Source organism: Streptomyces sp. NPDC047061, assembly GCF_040643955.1.
Lineage (GTDB): Bacteria > Actinomycetota > Actinomycetes > Streptomycetales > Streptomycetaceae > Streptomyces.
The window spans coordinates 89176-104986 of sequence record NZ_JBEYVI010000022.1; the positions used below are offsets into that span (position 1 = coordinate 89176).

The 15811-nt window shown below is 73.7% G+C and carries 13 protein-coding genes; 5 read left to right on the forward strand and 8 right to left on the reverse strand.

The window, feature by feature from the left end:
• The first annotated feature begins 272 nt into the window (after positions 1–272).
• Positions 273–1532, forward strand: a complete 1260-nt coding sequence (locus ABZ887_RS28375) for a M14 family zinc carboxypeptidase (RefSeq protein ID WP_361294846.1) — start codon at positions 273–275, stop codon at positions 1530–1532.
• Between the two features lie 64 nt (positions 1533–1596).
• Here ABZ887_RS28375 and ABZ887_RS28380 read toward each other — a convergent pair whose 3' ends face one another.
• From ABZ887_RS28380 to ABZ887_RS28390, 3 genes are all read right to left on the reverse strand, one after another.
• Positions 1597–2016: an SSI family serine proteinase inhibitor gene (locus ABZ887_RS28380; RefSeq protein WP_361294849.1), complete on the reverse strand. Its 420-nt coding sequence runs from the start codon at positions 2014–2016 to the stop codon at positions 1597–1599.
• Complete coding sequence (locus ABZ887_RS28385; RefSeq protein WP_361295068.1) at positions 2013–3380, reverse strand: M14 family zinc carboxypeptidase; 1368 nt, start codon at positions 3378–3380, stop codon at positions 2013–2015. Before ABZ887_RS28385 ends, ABZ887_RS28380 begins: the two co-directional genes overlap by 4 nt.
• A 166-nt stretch (positions 3381–3546) precedes the next feature.
• Entirely contained in the window at positions 3547–4098 is a 552-nt protein-coding gene (locus ABZ887_RS28390; RefSeq protein WP_361294852.1) for a DUF1707 and FHA domain-containing protein, read from the reverse strand.
• A 176-nt stretch (positions 4099–4274) separates the two neighbouring features.
• Here ABZ887_RS28390 and treZ point away from each other — a divergent pair, with 176 nt between their 5' ends.
• Complete coding sequence (gene treZ / locus ABZ887_RS28395) at positions 4275–6020, forward strand: malto-oligosyltrehalose trehalohydrolase (protein WP_361294855.1); 1746 nt, start codon at positions 4275–4277, stop codon at positions 6018–6020.
• Positions 6021–6092: 72 nt separating this feature from the next.
• On the opposite strand, the gene ABZ887_RS28400 is transcribed toward treZ, so the two are convergent.
• The 4 genes from ABZ887_RS28400 to ABZ887_RS28415 form a co-directional block, all read right to left on the reverse strand.
• Positions 6093–7040 (reverse strand): aminoglycoside phosphotransferase family protein, encoded by a 948-nt coding sequence (locus ABZ887_RS28400; protein WP_361294858.1) that lies wholly within the window; start codon positions 7038–7040, stop codon positions 6093–6095.
• Between the two features lie 61 nt (positions 7041–7101).
• Complete coding sequence (locus tag ABZ887_RS28405; protein ID WP_361294861.1) at positions 7102–8226, reverse strand: aminopeptidase P family protein; 1125 nt, start codon at positions 8224–8226, stop codon at positions 7102–7104.
• A 195-nt stretch (positions 8227–8421) separates the two neighbouring features.
• The gene (locus ABZ887_RS28410; protein WP_361294864.1) at positions 8422–8976 is read right to left on the reverse strand and encodes a PDZ domain-containing protein; all 555 of its coding nucleotides are present in this window, start codon (positions 8974–8976) and stop codon (positions 8422–8424) included.
• A 91-nt stretch (positions 8977–9067) separates the two neighbouring features.
• On the reverse strand, positions 9068–9940 hold the full coding sequence (locus tag ABZ887_RS28415; protein WP_361294867.1) for a LysR family transcriptional regulator: 873 nt from the start codon (positions 9938–9940) through the stop codon (positions 9068–9070).
• 88 nt (positions 9941–10028) lie between these two features.
• Here ABZ887_RS28415 and ABZ887_RS28420 point away from each other — a divergent pair, with 88 nt between their 5' ends.
• Complete coding sequence (locus ABZ887_RS28420) at positions 10029–10763, forward strand: hypothetical protein (protein WP_361294870.1); 735 nt, start codon at positions 10029–10031, stop codon at positions 10761–10763.
• 70 nt (positions 10764–10833) lie between these two features.
• Entirely contained in the window at positions 10834–11667 is an 834-nt protein-coding gene (locus ABZ887_RS28425; protein WP_361294873.1) for a hypothetical protein, read from the forward strand.
• A 21-nt stretch (positions 11668–11688) separates the two neighbouring features.
• Here the strand turns inward: ABZ887_RS28425 and cyc2 are convergent, their stop codons facing one another.
• Positions 11689–13851 carry a germacradienol/geosmin synthase Cyc2 gene (gene cyc2 / locus ABZ887_RS28430; RefSeq protein ID WP_361294876.1) on the reverse strand — a complete coding sequence of 721 codons (2163 nt, stop codon included), beginning with the start codon at positions 13849–13851 and terminating at the stop codon, positions 11689–11691.
• A 207-nt stretch (positions 13852–14058) separates the two neighbouring features.
• Between cyc2 and ABZ887_RS28435 the strand changes: the two genes are divergently transcribed.
• Positions 14059–15786 carry a serine/threonine-protein kinase gene (locus ABZ887_RS28435; RefSeq protein ID WP_361294879.1) on the forward strand — a complete coding sequence of 576 codons (1728 nt, stop codon included), beginning with the start codon at positions 14059–14061 and terminating at the stop codon, positions 15784–15786.
• Positions 15787–15811 lie beyond the last annotated feature (25 nt).

Genomic DNA, 15811 nt, shown 5'->3' on the forward strand with positions numbered 1-15811 from the left:
GGCCATTGGCGACAAAATTCACTCGTACGAGTGAATATGCGGCCGATCCGCCGGTTTGCTGAAACTCGCCGGGCGCGCACCGCGTCGGTTATCGGCGCGCGGAGCCGTTCCGCGCCCCGTAATGGCTTCGCACCCCCGACCGGCGCCAACCGTCCCGTCGGCCGTCCGCACACGCCTCCGGGCGCCCCCTGGAGCCTCCCCCGGGAGGTTCTTGACAGTTCACCTATGCCGTGCGGGACTGGGGAATGCGAAGCCGGGCGGACAAGTCGGGGGTGAGTCTCCTGCCGGAGCTGCGTTACCCCAGTGTTCCCGAACTCGTCGCAACCGCCCGGGCGTTGGCCGCTCACCGGCCCGGCCTGTGCACGTTGCGGCAGATCGGCCTCTCCCGCGCGGGCAGACCGCTGCACCTGCTGTCCGTCGGGCACGCCCGGCGGGCGGTCCTGGTGGTCGCGGGAGCCCACGCCAACGAACCGACGGGGGGCGGCACCCTCCAGCTACTGGCCGAACGGGTGCTGCACGAGCGGGACCTGCGGGCCGAGAACTCCTGGCACTTCCTGCTCTGCGCGGACCCGGACGGGGCGAGCCTGCACGTCACCCCGGCCCCGCGCAGCCTGCTCGACTACCACCTCGGCTTCTACCGGCCGGCGGGCCCGGAGCAGCCGGAGTGGTCGCCGTCGGTGCTGCCGCCGGACCGGCTGCCGCCCGAGACCGTGGCCCTGCTCGGGGTGATCGACGAGCTGCGCCCCTACCTCCAGGTGACGCTGCACGGCACCGACCTGGGCGGCAGCTGGGTGCAGTTGACCAGGGACGTGCCGGGGCTCGCCGAGCCGTTCGCCAAGTCCGCGGCGGAGCTCCACATCCCGGTGGAGACGGGTGCCTCGGACGCCGCGGGCTGGCCGGCCTCGGGGCCCGGGGTGCGGGTGATGCCCGGTCCGGAGACGGGGGTGGCGTACCCGAGCATGCCGGACGACGCGCGGCACAGCACCTGGTACCACGCGCACCGCTACGGCGGTCTGACGGCCGTGGTCGAGGTGCCGATGTGGGCGAGCGACCTGGTCGACGACCCGGCGCCGCATCCGGCGCCGGCGGCGGCGATGCGCCGGCTGGCGCGCCGGCTGCTGCGGGACTCGCGGGAGGTGGAGCGGGTGCTGGCCGAGGTGCTGCCCCGGCTGGAAGGCCTGAGCGGCCTGGACGGGCCGCTGCTGCGGGCGGCCCGCTGGGCGCTGGGGCTGATCCCCGGGCTGGCCGAGGACTGGATCCAGCGGCCGCCGGTCGACACCACGATGGCGTACGTCGGCAGCGTGGACGCCTTCGGGCGACGGCTGCCGCTGCGGGCCGCGTCGATGCTGCTGCGGGTGCTGCGGGAGGCGGACGACCGCGCGGCGCCACGGCTGGAGGAGCTGGTGGCCTCCTGGTGCGAGGCCTACGGCGAGCGTTTCCGGGCCCGCTGGGTGCCGTTGGAGCGCCAGGTGGAGCACCAGTCCCGGACGGTGCTGGCGGCCGCGCAGCACGCGCGCGAGCAGGCGGCGTGAGGCGCAGGGCCCGGCCCCGGGCGTGCGGCCCCGCGGGCCGCACGCCGCCCGCGGGGCCGGCCGGTCAGCCGTCGAGGGCGAAGACCGGGCCCGTCCGGGCGGCCAGCTGGCAGGAGTTCGAGAACGTCTCCCGGTACTCGATGGGCCGGCCGCTCCACTGCCCGCGCGCCTGGGCGGTCACCGGGGCGTAGACCATCGGGCACATCGCGTCCTTGGCCGGGGTGACGTGCGCGATGTCACCGCCCACCGCGTCGAGTTCGGCGCAGGCCTCGGCCGCGCGGGAGTGCCCCTGGGGCGGGTCGCACAGCAGCAGCGTGCCGCGCGTGTCGCTGGAGTGGCTGTCGCCCTTGGTGACGGTCAGGTACAGGTAGTCGCCGTCACGCGCCGCGCCGCCCGGCGCGGCCTGGGCCGGTCCGGCGGCGAGAAGGGCGGCGGCCGCCAGCAGGGCACCGCCGGCCGCTGTCGCTTTGCTGAGATACGTCATTCCCCGTGCATCGGCACGGCGGGCTCGGTCCCCCAGCCCGGCTCACCCGATCGGGCAAGCCCGCGCGTGTGGCGATGCGCCAGCTCGAAGGCGCTCAGGACCACGCGTGTCTGGTACTCGGCCTGGCGTGCGACCGGGATCCAGCGCGCGCCGAGGCTGTCGTGGTAGTCCGCGCACCAGGTGTCGATCAGCCGGTCCAGGTCGGGCAGGGCGGCGGCGGGGTCGTGGCCGGTGCTGCGCAGGAGCTGGTGCAGCAGCCCGGCGGTGCGCAGGGCGAGCCGGCGCCCGGCGATGCGCAGGGCGGCCAGGTGGGCGGAGCTGAGCGGGGGCAGCGGGCGGGCGCTGCCGGTGTCCGTGTCGGGGTCCCAGGCGTCGGCGAGGCCGGGGCAGACCAGCAGGTAGTCGTCGACCGGCGCGAGCAGCCGGGCCGCGTCCGGCGCCGCGGACAGCTGGGTCCTGACCCGGGCCAGGACGCCGTCCAGGAGGCCCGTGTCACGCCGCAGGGTCCGGCTGACGGCGCGCAGCGCCGCGTCCCGGTCGGCGGGCGGCGTGCCGTCCTGGACGGCGGCCACTCCCCACATGGGCGCCTCGACGATGGCGGTGACGGTGCCGTGCCGGTACGGGTGGAACCAGGTGGACTCGACGGCGGCCTCGGTGAGGGCGGCGGCCAGGTCGCCCCGGCGGGGCGGCGGGACGCGGTAGACGGCCGGGCCCAGGGTGGGCCAGTACAAGGTGTCGTAGGCGCCGAGTTCGCGGGGGATGCCGAGCCGGGTCGCGGTGTGCGCGAGGCGCCGGTGGAGGCCCGGCAGGTCGCGGGTCAGCTCGACGAAGCCGCCGCCGACGTCGACGCCGTGCAGCGAGCACTGCAGGAAGGGCCGCAGCTCGTCCTGGACGTCGAGCAGCGCCCGGGTCTCGGGCAGCGCGGCGGCGTCCGCCCCGTCGGGCAGCCACTCGGGCTGCTCCAGGAAGCCGGGCCGGAAGAAGTTCCGGAAGTAGTGACCCAGGGTGTACGGCCCGGCCAGCCAGCCCTCGTTGCGACGTGAGCCGTCGGGGTCCAGGCACAGCAGCAGGTTCCAGGTGACGTCGGCGTCCTCGGTCAGCCTCGGGTCGGCGAGGACCCGGTCGGCGAGGCGCAGCACGGTGGCACCGCCGACGGGTTCGTTGGCGTGCGGGCCTGCGACGACGAGGACGTGCCGGGCGCCGTGACCGATCGAAAGCAGCCATATCGGGGTACCCGCGCGGGAGACACCCGCCCTGCGCAGCCGGGCGTCCCGGGGGCGGTCGGCGACCAGTGCGGCCGCCCGCGAGGCGAGCTCGTCCACGGACGGATAGCGGAGGAGGGGCGGCAGGTCACACCTCCACAATGCGGTGCCGACGATGCACATGGTGTGCATGGCGTACGCACAGTCAGTCACGACTTGGGGGGTACGTCAACACCGCGACGGACAAACACTTTTCGGCCATCGCCCAGGACAGTCCAGGTGACGGGGCCCGGCACGGGGCTCAGGTGACGGAGGCCCAGCCCGGGGCTCAGTCGCTCGAGAGCCGGAAGGCCATCCGGCCGAAGCCGACCTGGTCGCCCTCGCGGACGACGGCGGCACCGGTCACCCGGCGGCCGTTCACGGTCGTGCCGTTGGTGGAGCCGAGGTCCCGCAGGATCCACAGGCCGCCCTGGTGGCGGAGTTCGGCGTGCACCCGGGAGACGGTCTCGTGGTTGAGCCGCAGCCCGTTGGCGGGGTCGCGGCCGATGCGCAGCGGATGACCGTTGCCCGGGTGCGGCAGCAGCAGTTTGGGCAGCCGCTCGGCCTGCCAGGCCCGGCGCAGCCGTACGGTGAAGCCGGAGACGGCCTCGACGGTGCCGAAGAGCACGCGCGCGAACCGGCTCTCCTGGGGCAGGTCGGCGGTGAGCGCGGCGAGTTCGTCGGCGCGGCGGGCGGCGAGCGCCAGCTCCATGCGGCGCACGAACGTGTCGTGCGACAGCCGTCCCATGGCGACGCCGTCACGCAGCACGCTCAGCGCCTTGTCGCGCTCCGCGTCGGACAGCCGCGCGGGGTAGGTGTGGAACTCGAAGGACGACGTCACGCTGCCGATTCTGAGTCAGTGAACCCCGGGTGTCCAGAAAACGGGGAAACGGCCGTCACGCGCGCGTACGTATGGCGACACCCGTTCCGCAAAGCCGGGATTCAAAGCGGATTGATCTCTTTTCACGGCACGATGGACGGGCTACCTCACGATGAGCCAGACGAAGGGGACCGTCCGTGCAGTTCGAGGTGTGGGCACCGCAGGCAGACCGTGTGACGCTCCATTGCGACGGCACCACGCGCGCGTTGGAGCGCGACCGGGAGCGGCCCGGCTGGTGGGCCGGGGAGGCGGACGCCGAGGACGGCACCCGGTACGGGTTCGCCCTGGACGACGGCCCCGTGCTGCCCGACCCGCGCTCGCGCCGCCAGCCGGACGGCCCGGACGGCCTCAGCGCGGTCGTCGACCACGGGCGCCACGAGTGGCGTACCGCGTGGCAGGGGCGGACGCTGCCGGGCGCGGTGCTCTACGAGCTGCACGTGGGCACGTACACCCCGGAGGGCACCCTGGACGCGGCCGCCGCCCGCCTCGACCACCTGCGGGAACTGGGCATCACCCATGTGGAGTTGATGCCGCTGTGCCCGTTCCCCGGCCGGCACGGCTGGGGGTACGAGGGGGTGTCGCTGTGGGCGGTGCACGAGCCGTACGGCGGCCCCGAGTCGCTGAAACGGTTTGTCGACCGGGCCCATGAACTCGGCCTGGGCGTCGTCCTGGACGTCGTGCACAACCACCTCGGCCCGTCCGGCAACTACCTGCCCGCGTTCGGGCCGTACTTCACGGAGACGCACCAGACGCCCTGGGGCTCCGCGGTGAACCTGGACGCGCCCGGGTCGGACGAGGTGCGCGCGTACCTGCTGGGCAGCGCGCTGGCCTGGCTGCGGGACTACCGGATCGACGGGCTGCGCCTGGACGCGGTGCACACGTTGCGGGACACGCGCGCGTGCCACTTCCTGGAGGAACTGTCGGCGGCCGTGGCCGCGCTGGCCGCCGAGTCGGGCCGGCCGCTGTTCCTGGTCGGCGAGTCCGACCTGAACGACCCGCGGGTCATCACCCCGCGCGCGGAGCACGGGTTCGGCCTGGACGCGCAGTGGAACGACGACTTCCACCACGCCCTGCACGCCGCGCTGACCGGCGAGTCCCAGGGCTACTACGCCGACTTCGCCCGCGCCCCGTTCGCCGCCCTCGCCAAGACGCTCACCGGCGGCTACTTCCACGACGGCACGTACTCCAGCTTCCGCGGCCGCCGACACGGCCGCCCGCTGGACCGCGCGCGGGTGGCCGGGCACCGGCTGCTCGGCTACACCCAGACCCACGACCAGATCGGCAACCGCGCCCAGGGCGACCGGCTTTCGGCGACCCTCTCCCCCGGCCTGCTGGCCTGCGCCGCCACCCTGGCCCTGACCGCGCCCTTCACACCGATGCTGTTCATGGGCGAGGAGTGGGCGGCCGGCTCCCCCTGGCAGTTCTTCACCGACCACACGGACCCGGATCTGGCGGAGGCCGTACGGCGCGGCAGGCGGCGGGAGTTCGCGGCGCACGGGTGGGCCGAGGAGGACGTGCCCGATCCGCAGGACCCGGCGACCCGGGAGCGGTCCTGTCTGGACTGGTCGGAACCGGAACGCGAGCCGCACGCGCGCGTGCTGGCCTGGTACCGGCGCCTGATCGCGCTGCGCCACGAGCAGCCGGACCTCACCGATCCCGATCTCGCCGACACCAAGGTGGCCTACGACGAGACGGCACGCTGGCTGGCGTTCCGGCGCGGGGACCTGCGGGTGGCGGTGAACCTGGGCGGCGAACCGGCCGCGATCCCGCTCGGCACCGGGAAGGTGGAGGTCCTGGCCGCGTGGGACAGCGTGGCGGCACCGGACGCGGACGGGGTGCTGCGGGTGCCGGGCGAGTCGTGCGTGGTCCTGACCCAGGCCTGAGCACCGGCCGCCCCGCCACAGCTCGTTGTCGGCGGGCTGCCGCACGGCTCCTTCCGGCGGGCCACCGCCCCGCTAGAGCTCCTCGTCGTCCTCGGTGTCCTCGCGCAGTTCCGTCACCCGCTCCAGCAGGATCGCCTCCCAGGCGCGCCGGAGCCGGGTGCGCAGCAGTGGCAGAGGGCTGTCGTCACGGCCTTCGAGGCGGTCAGCGAGGCGGATGACGGTGTCGCAGCGGGCCAGCCACAGGCCGCGCAGGCAGGGGCGGGCGCCGTAGCCGGCGAGGGTGGCCGCGCGGACGGCCGCGCCGGAGCCGACCGCGAGGGCGAGCCCGGCGATGTCCTCGGCGGGGTCTCCCACCGCCGCGCCGGTCCAGTCGAGGACGCCCCGCACCCTGCCGTCGGCGCTGACCACCAGGTGCTCGCCCAGGAGGTCGTGGTGGGCCAGCACGGCGGTACCGGGCTGGGCGGCGAGCTGGGCGGCGCCCGGCGGGGTCAGCTGGAGCAGCCGGGCGGGGTCGAACTCGTCGGCGGCGGCGAGGCGTTCGGCGGCGGCCACGGCCATGCGGCGCAGCGCCTCCAGGGACCGCGGCGGGGTGCGCGGCACGCCGAGCGTCTCGGCCTGCCGTACCGGCACCTCGCGCAGCCCGGTGAGCAGCCCGGCCAGATCCGCCTCGCCGACCGCGGAGACGTCGTGCTCCTCGGCCGTACCCCCAGGGATCACGGTGTCCAGCGTGTATGTCAGCCCCGGGGCCCACTCGCCGTGCGCGACGCCGGCCGGGACGGCGACGGGCAGGTGCGGCCGGACCAGGTCGCGCAGGCGCAGTTCGCGGCGCTGGCGGGCGGCGGCGTCCCGGTCGGGGGCGAGGCGCAGCACATGGCGGGTGCCTACCCACCAGGTGGAGTGCGCACCGCCTGCCGCGACGGGCCGGACGTCGAGGCCCGAGGTGCCGCCCGCGCCCTCCTTGAGCAGCGAACGGACCAGTCGGCGGACGGTGTCCGCGGTGGGATTCGGTGCCTGGGTCATGGATCGCGCCGTTGCCGTTCGGGTGGGGTAGGGGCGAACTGGTGGTTCCGGGCCGGGTCGGTCAGCCCACGACGACCATCTCGCGGGTGGTGTTGTTGAAACGACGGCCACCGTCCTCGGTCACCGTCACGATGTCCTCGATCCGCACCCCGAAGCGGCCGGGCAGATAGATGCCGGGCTCCACGGAGAAGCACATCCCGGGCACGAGCGGCTGCTCCTCGCCCTCGATCATGTACGGCGGCTCGTGCGTGGTGACGCCGATGCCGTGGCCGGTGCGGTGGATGAAGAACTCGCCGTACCCGGCGTCGGCGATGACCGCGCGGGCGGCCCGGTCGACCTCCTGGCAGGCCACGCCGGGTCGGACGGCCCGGAAGCCGGCTTCCTGGGCGGCGCGCACGATGTCGTGCACCTCGCGCTCCTCCGCGGTCGGCGGGCCCACGTGCACGGTGCGGGTGGTGTCGGAGCCGTAGCCGTCCTTGAGGCCGCCGAAGTCGAGGACGACCATGTCGCCGTCCTGGACGACCCGGTCGCCGACCTCGTGGTGCGGGTTGGCGCCGTTGGGTCCGGAGCCGACGATGGTGAAGTCGACCTGCTCGTGGCCGAAGCGGCGCAGCAGGTCGGCCAGGTCGTGGCCGACGTCGGACTCGCGGCGGCCGGCGAAGGGAACCTTGCGGATCTCCTCGAACGTTGCATCGGCAGCCGCTCCGGCGGCCGCGAGGAGTTCGAGCTCGGCCGCGTCCTTCACGGCGCGGAGCATGGGCAGCGCGTCGGTGAGGGAGGCGTAGGACGTGTCGGGGAGTGTCTTCTGCAGGCCCAGCAGGTGCATGGCCCACGCGTTGTCGCTGATACCGAAGCGGCCGGACTTGTCGAGCAGGTCGGCGGTCACCGCGTAGGGGTCGGTGCCGTCGGTCCAGTCCCGCAGGGACAGCACGGCCGCGCCGTCGGCCTTCTCGGCGTCGGGGGCCTCGAGGGTCGGGACGATCAGGACGGGGTCCCTGCCGGGGGCCAGGACGAGGAGGGTGAGCCGTTCGGTGACCGCGGTGGGGGTGTAGCCGGTGAGCCACACCATGTCGGGGCCGGGGGCGATCAGGAGGCCGGCGAGGCCGGCGTCCGCCGCGGTGTGCGCTGCGCGCGTCATGCGGGACTTGTAGTCGGCGGCGGTGAAGGGGGCGGCGGTGCCGGTCATCCAGGGCCTCCTTGCGCGGGTGAGGCGGCTGTACGGGCCTCGGCATGCATCCTGCCGGGTGCGGCGTGGCCGCGCGAGCCGGTTTGGGCACAGACGCCGTCATGGGTTGCGGTTGTGGCGCCGGTGCGGGGTACGTGGGGGCTGGTCGCGCAGTTCCCCGCGCCCCTTTCAGGGGCGCTTCCCATGGGCCTTCTCTCAGGTCACCACACCCGGCACCACAGTCAGCTGCTGGTACCCCCCGCTCGCGTGCCGGACCGTGAGCTTGGCCTCCTTTCCCGGTCGGGCGTCGGCCACGGCCCGGACCAGGTCGGCCGCGCTATCGATGCGCCGGTCGCCGAGCTGGAGCAGTACGTCGCCCCTGACCAGCCCCGCCGTGTAGCCCGGCCCCGGCAGATGGACGCCCACCACCAGTGCGCCCACCTTGTCTGCGTCCACCGCCTCCACGCCCAGGGTTGCGGCTGCCTTCGGTGAGGGGGTGGGGCTGATGGACGGGACGGGTCCCGCGGGCGTCGGCGGGGCCTGTTGCCGCAGTTCGGCCAGCTTGCTCATGCCGATCACCGTGGCGCCCACCGTGCCGATTCCGACCCCGGACAGCACCAGGACCGTACCGACGAACGATCCGAACAGCAGGGTTCTGATCCGGCGGCCGCGGCGGCGCGCCGCGTGCGGGCGCCGGGCCGGATCGGGTGGGGGGCTGTCCCCGCGTTCCTGACCGGGAATCGGCTTGGGACGCAATGCGGTCTGTTCCATGGTTCGCCTCCACCCCGAGCACTACCCGGCGCACGCGGGCGCGACGAGACACGAACGAGTGAGACTGACCCTGGGTCAACCGCGGGAAGCCTCAGTCCCGGGCACCGTGGCGAAGGCTTGCGACCAGGTCCGCCGCCGCTCCCGTGGGTGTCCCGCCGTACACCAGTTCCACCCGGTGGACGAGGCGTGGCGCAGTGACGGGGACGGCGACCGTGCCGGGGACACCGGTGGCCGTGCGCAGGGGCAGCAGGGTGAGGCCATGGCCGGCGGCGGTGAGGGCGGTGAGGGTACGGACGTCGGAGCCGTCGTAGCGCAGGGCCGGGCGGAAGGCGCCGCCGCCGGTCGCGGTGCGCAGCTGGGTGAGGGGTGCGGCGGCGTCGGGGGCGTCGAGCCAGCGCGCGTCCGCGAGGTCGGCGAGGCGCAGGCCGGGGCGGCGGGCGAGGGGGTGGCCGGCGGGGAGCAGCACGGCCACGGGCTCCTCGCCCACGCCGTGCGTGCTCAGGGGGGCCACGTCGGGCAGCCGCAGGGGGTCGCTGGGGGCGGCGAGGCCGTCGATCAGGCCGAGGTCGGCGGTGCCGGTGGCCACGGCGGCCGGGATCCCGTCGCGGGGCAGGACCCGCAGGGTGACGTCGGCGGCGGGGAGCGCGGCGAGGACGGCGGGTCCGAGTGCGGTCGGGGTGGCGGCAAGGATCAGGCCCGGCACGGGCGCGGCGGCCATCCGGACGACGTCCGCGCGGGCCGCGTCCAGGCGCAGCAGCAGCGGGGCGGCGTGTTCCAGCAGCCGTTCACCGGCGGCCGTCGGGGCCACCGGACGCCGGGTGAGCAGGGGCGCGCCGAGGTCCTGTTCGAGGGCGGCGATGTGCTGGGAGACCGCGGACTGGGTGTAGCCCAGCCGGCGCGCGGCCTCGGAGAAGGAGGCGAGGCGGGCCACGGTGACGTACGTGCGCAGGAGGTGCGGGTCCATGCCGCACAGGATGACATCAGTGATGCTTATCGAGAGTCCTTTAATCATCGTTGGACGTGAACCGGAGCGGGCGCCCAGGATGAACCCCATGACGAACTCCGCAGCTGGGACCGCCACGCTCGCCCTGGTCGGGGACCGCTCCCCCAACGTCGTGTCGCACACCCGGATCCCGCTCCTGCTGGACGCGCTCGCCCGGCGCGACCGGCTGGTGCTCGACGCCTACTGGATCCCCTCCGAGGACGCCGAGGACGCGGACGCGGTGCGGGGCTTCGACGCGGTGTGGGTGCTGCCGGGCAGCCCGTACCGCAGCGAGGCGGGCGTGCTGCGGGCGATCCGCACCGCCCGTGAGGAGGGCATCCCCTTCCTGGGCACCTGCGGGGGTTTCCAGCACGCGCTCCTGGAGTACGCCCGCAACGTGTGCGGCCTGACCCGGGTCGCGCACGCCGAGAACGACCCCGCCGCCGAGGACCTCCTCATCGAGCCGCTGGCCTGTTCGCTGGTGGGTCACGAGGCCGCGGTGCACGTCGAGCCAGAAACGCTGGCCGAGTCGGCGATCGGCTCGGGACGCACGGTGGAACGCTATTTCTGCTCCTACGGCCCCACCCGCCACCTCGACACCCTGCGCGCGCACGGGCTGCGGCTGTCGGGACACGACGAGGACGGCCATGTCCGCGTCGCCGAACTGCCCGGCCATCCCTTCTTCCTGGCCACGCTCTTCCAGCCGGAGCTGTCCGGTGACGGCTCGCGTCCGCATCCGGTGGTCCGGGCGCTGGCCCGGGCGGCGGTCGCCCATGCCGCGGAGCGGGTGCGCACGTCGGTGTGAGGCCGGGGCCGCACGGTTCCCCGCCCGGGGCCGGAGGCCGTTGTCAGTGGCGGCTGTTACGTTCTGTGACATGACCGATGACTGCCTGCGGCTGCTCCGGCAGCACCGCCGCCTGGCCGAACTGGCGGCGTTCCCTTTCAACTTCGACCTGGCCCGGGCCGCCGACGGCCATGTCGAGCCGGTCCGTCTCGCCTCCGGAGGCTCTCTGGAGGCGGTGGCGGGCTCCGACACCGGCGGCACCTATTTCGTGTGCGCGGACGGCTCGTTGCTGTACGCGGACTCGGAGGGCTCGGCCGGGATCATAGGCTCGTCCGTGGACGAGGCGCTGGAGGTCCTGATCGGCCTGCCGGGCTGGCGTGACCATCTGTCCCTGTCGCCGGCGGACGGCGAGGAGAAGATCCTCGCGAGCGTGGCCGAGATCGAGGACGAGATGCGGGAGTACCACGGCATCGACGCCGAGCGCGCCGAACTCCGCGCCGCCCTGGGCCTGCCCGAGCGCTCCCCCGTGGCACTGCTCGGCATGCTGCACACGGCCCTGCTCCGTACCGAGCCCGACTTCCTCCTGCTGAACGCGGACGAGGGCTGCGCCTACGACCTGCTCGACCCGCACCCCAGGCCGCCCCTGTGGGAATCGGTACGGCACGAGGTGCCCGGCGACCCGGCCGCCGAGCCGCTGTCCACCTGGACCCGGCTGGCGGCCGAGCAGGGCATGACCGAACTCGCCCGGGTGGCGCTGATCCGTCGCCTCGACGACATAGTCATGGACCAGAGCCTGCTGCTGCGGCCCGGCAGCAGAAGGGAGCTCGACCTGTCCCCGCTGCTGTGGCTGGCCGTGGAGTTCGAGCGGCTGGGCGACCTGCCGCAGGCCGAGCGGGCCCGGGGCCTGCACGCCTCCCTCCGGTAGGGACCCGCGCGAGGGGCGCCGTCAGCCGACCGGCAGCGACGGGGCGAGCGGAGGTCGGTCCGGGAGGAAGCCGTGGGCCCGGCGGGCGAGGTGGTCCGCCTTGTAGCGGTCGACACGCCGATGCCAGTTCAGGATGCCGGCCATCCAGTTCTGCAGGTCGCGGACGTAGGCGTCCACGGCCTGGCGCGCCTCGGCAGACAGCTCGAAGTCGTCGTACACGACCGGGAGTTCGTTTGCGACGACGTGTTCGAACTGCTGCATCCGCTGGGTCGTCAGGTCGTGCACGACGTGCAGCGCGGTCGGGTAGTCGACGCCGAAGAAGTTCTGGACGACGAGGATCGCGTTGTGCAGCTCGCCCTCGTACTGGATCTCCTTCTGGTAGGAGAAGACGTCGTTGACGAGCATGCCGTAGTCGATGGCGGCGTTCTCCAGGGAGCGCACCGGGCCGCTGCGGTACACCTCCGCGGGGATCGCGGGGCCGTGGCCGCGGCGGGCCAGGCTCAGGGTGAGGTCGGAGCCGAAGGTGGCCCGGCGCATCTCCAGGTAGTCGATCGGGTCGGGGATGCGGTGCTGGAGCTGGTTGGACATCTCCCAGAGCCAGCTCTCGGTCATGCTGTCGACGGACTCCCTGAGGGCGAGCCGGTCCTCGGGGTTCATCCCGGCGGTCGTGCGGGCCCACAGGTCGATCAGGCCGCGTTCCATGCCGGTGGCCGGGAGAGGCACCGGCTCGTCGGCGAGGGGCATGCAGGCCGAGAGGCGGGCCGTGGCGAGCCGGGCGCCCGCCAGGTCGCGTCGGGTGCCGAAGCAGAGGGGGTAGTAGTCGTCGGCATAGGTGCCCCAGGCCAGCCACCGGGCGCTGAGGTCGAGTTCCTCGGGGGTGGCGTCGGGGTCGAGGCCGGCGGAGCAGAGCACGAGGTCGGAGGCGGCGAGCCGGTCCTCGTCCCAGACGCCCTCGGAGAGCATGCCGGTGCCGTGCATCCAGGCGGTCAGGCGGGGCCGGGCGGCATCGAGGTTCGGGTTGACCTCGACCTCGTACGGCATGTGGAAGTCGGGCAGGAGAGAGGGACCGACCTGCTGGAAGGGCACATGGGAGTAGGCGCGCAGGCGCTCCGCGGCGGCCGCGGCCAGTAACGCACCGACGTCCGCGGCGGAGGTGCCGGGGCCGGTGAGGTGCTGCCAGGGGGAGGACGGTAGGGCGCCCTGGTTCATGTAGCGGCTGGAGCGCAGGTGCCATTCGTGGCCGCCGGACTGCCAGTCCTGCAGGCCCTTGGTGTAGGCGGCGACCGCCGCGGTCTGGTCGGGGGTGAGGCCCTTCTCGACGGCGAGGGCGGGGACTTCGGTGAGGGCGGTGTGCTCGAACTGGTGCAGGCGGGAGGTGAGGATGTCGTTGACCGCGTCGGCGGCCTCCTGGGGGGTGCAGTCGAAGAAGGTCTCCAGGACCAGCACGCCGTTGCTGTTCTCGCCCTCGTCCTCGACCTCGCGCTGGTAGGAGAACAGGTCGTTGCGCAGGTGGACGGCGTCCGCGAAGGTCTCCATCAGCACCCTGAGCGGCCGCGAGCCGGCGGCGACCGCGGGCACCTCGGCCGTCGCGTACTCGACGAGCCCCGCGGACCAGGGGGCGCCGCCCACCTTGCGGCGCATCTCGATGTACTCGACGGGGTTGGCGATCCGCCCCTCGTTGATGTTGGACAGCTCCCACATCGACTCGTTCAGCAGGTGCTCGGTGGCGACCGAGAAGCGGCGGCGCCAGTCGACGGACATCGACGGCACCGTACGCGCCCACAGGTCGGCGAGGCCCGCCTCGACCGGGTTCTCCGGCTCCGGCACGGGCGTCGCGAGGTCGAGCGGCATGAACAGCGGGAGCCGGTCGAGATGGGCCTTGCCGGCCGCGCGGTCCTGGGTGCGCTTGTACATGTCGAGGAAGTGGTCGTCGAAGAAGAACACCCACACGTACCAGTCGGTGATCAGCGACAGGGCCGGGCCGTCGCAGTCGGGGTGGGTGTAGCTGCACAGCAGGCCGTAGTCGTGTGCCTCCAGGTCCGCCTGGGTCCAGATCCCGGAGCCCTCCAGCATGCCCGTCTCGCGGGCCCACTCGGTGGAATGGGCCCGGGCCTCCTCCAGATGCGGGTTGAGCCGCGCGGGATACGGCATGTAGAAGTGCGGGAGTTCGAACGGCTGCGTCATGGCCCGGGCTCTACCCGCGCGCCACAGAGGCCATCCGCCCCGCGGCACATGATCACACCATCGCGTGAACCGCGGCGGAATCCCGGAACTCCGGCCGCCGGCTGTGGCGTTGGAGGGGCATCCTCCCCCGATGCATTCACACAACATCCATTAGGCTGCCGCCGTTGGTCGACTCGTCGGATCAACAGATTCAGGGGGCGGGGGCCGATGAACAACGCGACCGAGGTGTTCCAGCCGTTGCAGGCGGACGATCCGCCCGGAGTGGCCGGATACCGCCTCGCCGCACGACTCGGTGCCGGGGGCATGGGCCGGGTCTATCTGTCGCACACCCGGGGCGGCCGACCGGTGGCGATCAAGGTGGTGCGGCCGGAGCTGGCCGACGACCCGGAGTTCCGGCGCCGGTTCCGCCGGGAGATCACGGCCGCCCGGCGGGTCCGGGGCGCGTACACCGCCGAGTTGATCGACGCCGACGCGGACGGCGTACCGCCGTGGCTGGCCACCCTGTACGTGCCCGGGCCCGCCCTCTCCGAGGTCGTCGCCCGGCGCGGCCCGCTGCCGGTGCCGGCGGTGCTGTGGCTGATGGCGGGGGTCGCCGAGGCGCTGCAGGCCATCCACGGCGCGGGCATCGTGCACCGGGACCTGAAGCCGTCGAACGTGCTGCTGGCCTCGGACGGTCCGCGGGTGATCGACTTCGGTATCTCGCTGGCCGCCGACGCCACCTCGCACACCGCGACGGGCACCGCCATCGGCACCCCCTCGTTCATGGCTCCCGAGCAGGCCTCGGGAGGCGAGGTCACCCCGGCGACCGACGTGTTCGCGCTCGGCCAGACGGCGGCGTTCGCGGCCCTGGGCGTGCCGCTGTACGGCGACGGTCCCGCCGTCAATGTGCTGTACCGGATCGTGCACTCCGAACCCGACCTCTCCCCGCTGCCCGAGGAGGTGCGGCCGCTGATCGCCCGCTGTCTGGCCGCCGATCCGGAGCAGCGGGCCACCCTGGCGGAGGTCGTCGACCGGTGCCGGCGGCGACTGGGCCCGGACGCCGACGCGGGCGCCGGACCGGCCGTGTGGCAGGAGATCACCGGACCCGAGGTACCGGTACCCGCCCCCGCGCCGACTCCCGCTCCCGCTCCCGCCCCCGCGCCGACTCAGGCTCCCGCTCCCGCCCCGCTCACCATGGCGGCCCCGGTCACCGTCACGTCCGCCGCCCCCGCCCCGGTCGGGCCTCTCCTGCCGCCGACCTATCCGTTCGCCCCGCCACCGGGGCAGGCGGAGCCGCGTCCCGGCCGCCGCAGACGTGCCGTGCTGCTCGGGATCGCCACCGTGACCTGGGTCGCCGGCATGGTGACGGTCATGGCGCTGGTGTTGCCGGAGACCGCCGACTGGGTCCGCCGGCAGGCCGGGACCCGGTCCTCGGGTACCCCGGATCCGACGGCCCACGGCCGGTCGGCGGGTTCCTCCTCGACGAAGTCGCCGGACACCGTCGCCACCACCCCGGCATCCACCACGGCCACCGCCCCCGCGGCCACGGACCCCACGGCCACGGCCCCGCGGCCTGAGGCGTACCCCCAGGTCTGGGTGGACGAGAAGAGCTCCCTGAGCTTCAAGGAGCCGGTCGAACGGAAGAACCGCAAGGGGGACGTGCGCTTCGACTGCAAGAAGATCGGCTGCGCACTGGAGAGCGACACCAGCGTCATCGAGAACGTGTGGGACAACAAGGCCCAGGGCACCCTCGACACCTGCCGTGACGCCGTCACCGCCTCCAAGAGCCACAGCCTCACACTGAACGTGGCCGCGGCCGGCAGCCTGATCTGCGTCAAGTCCCGCTCCGGGGACATCGCGCTGCTCGTCGTCAAGGTGAAGTCGACCGCGCTCTGGGACCATCCCGGGATCAGCTTCATGACCGCGGACATGACGATCTGGCGCAAGGCGGCCTGATCTCCGCGGTCTTGCCGGACCCGGA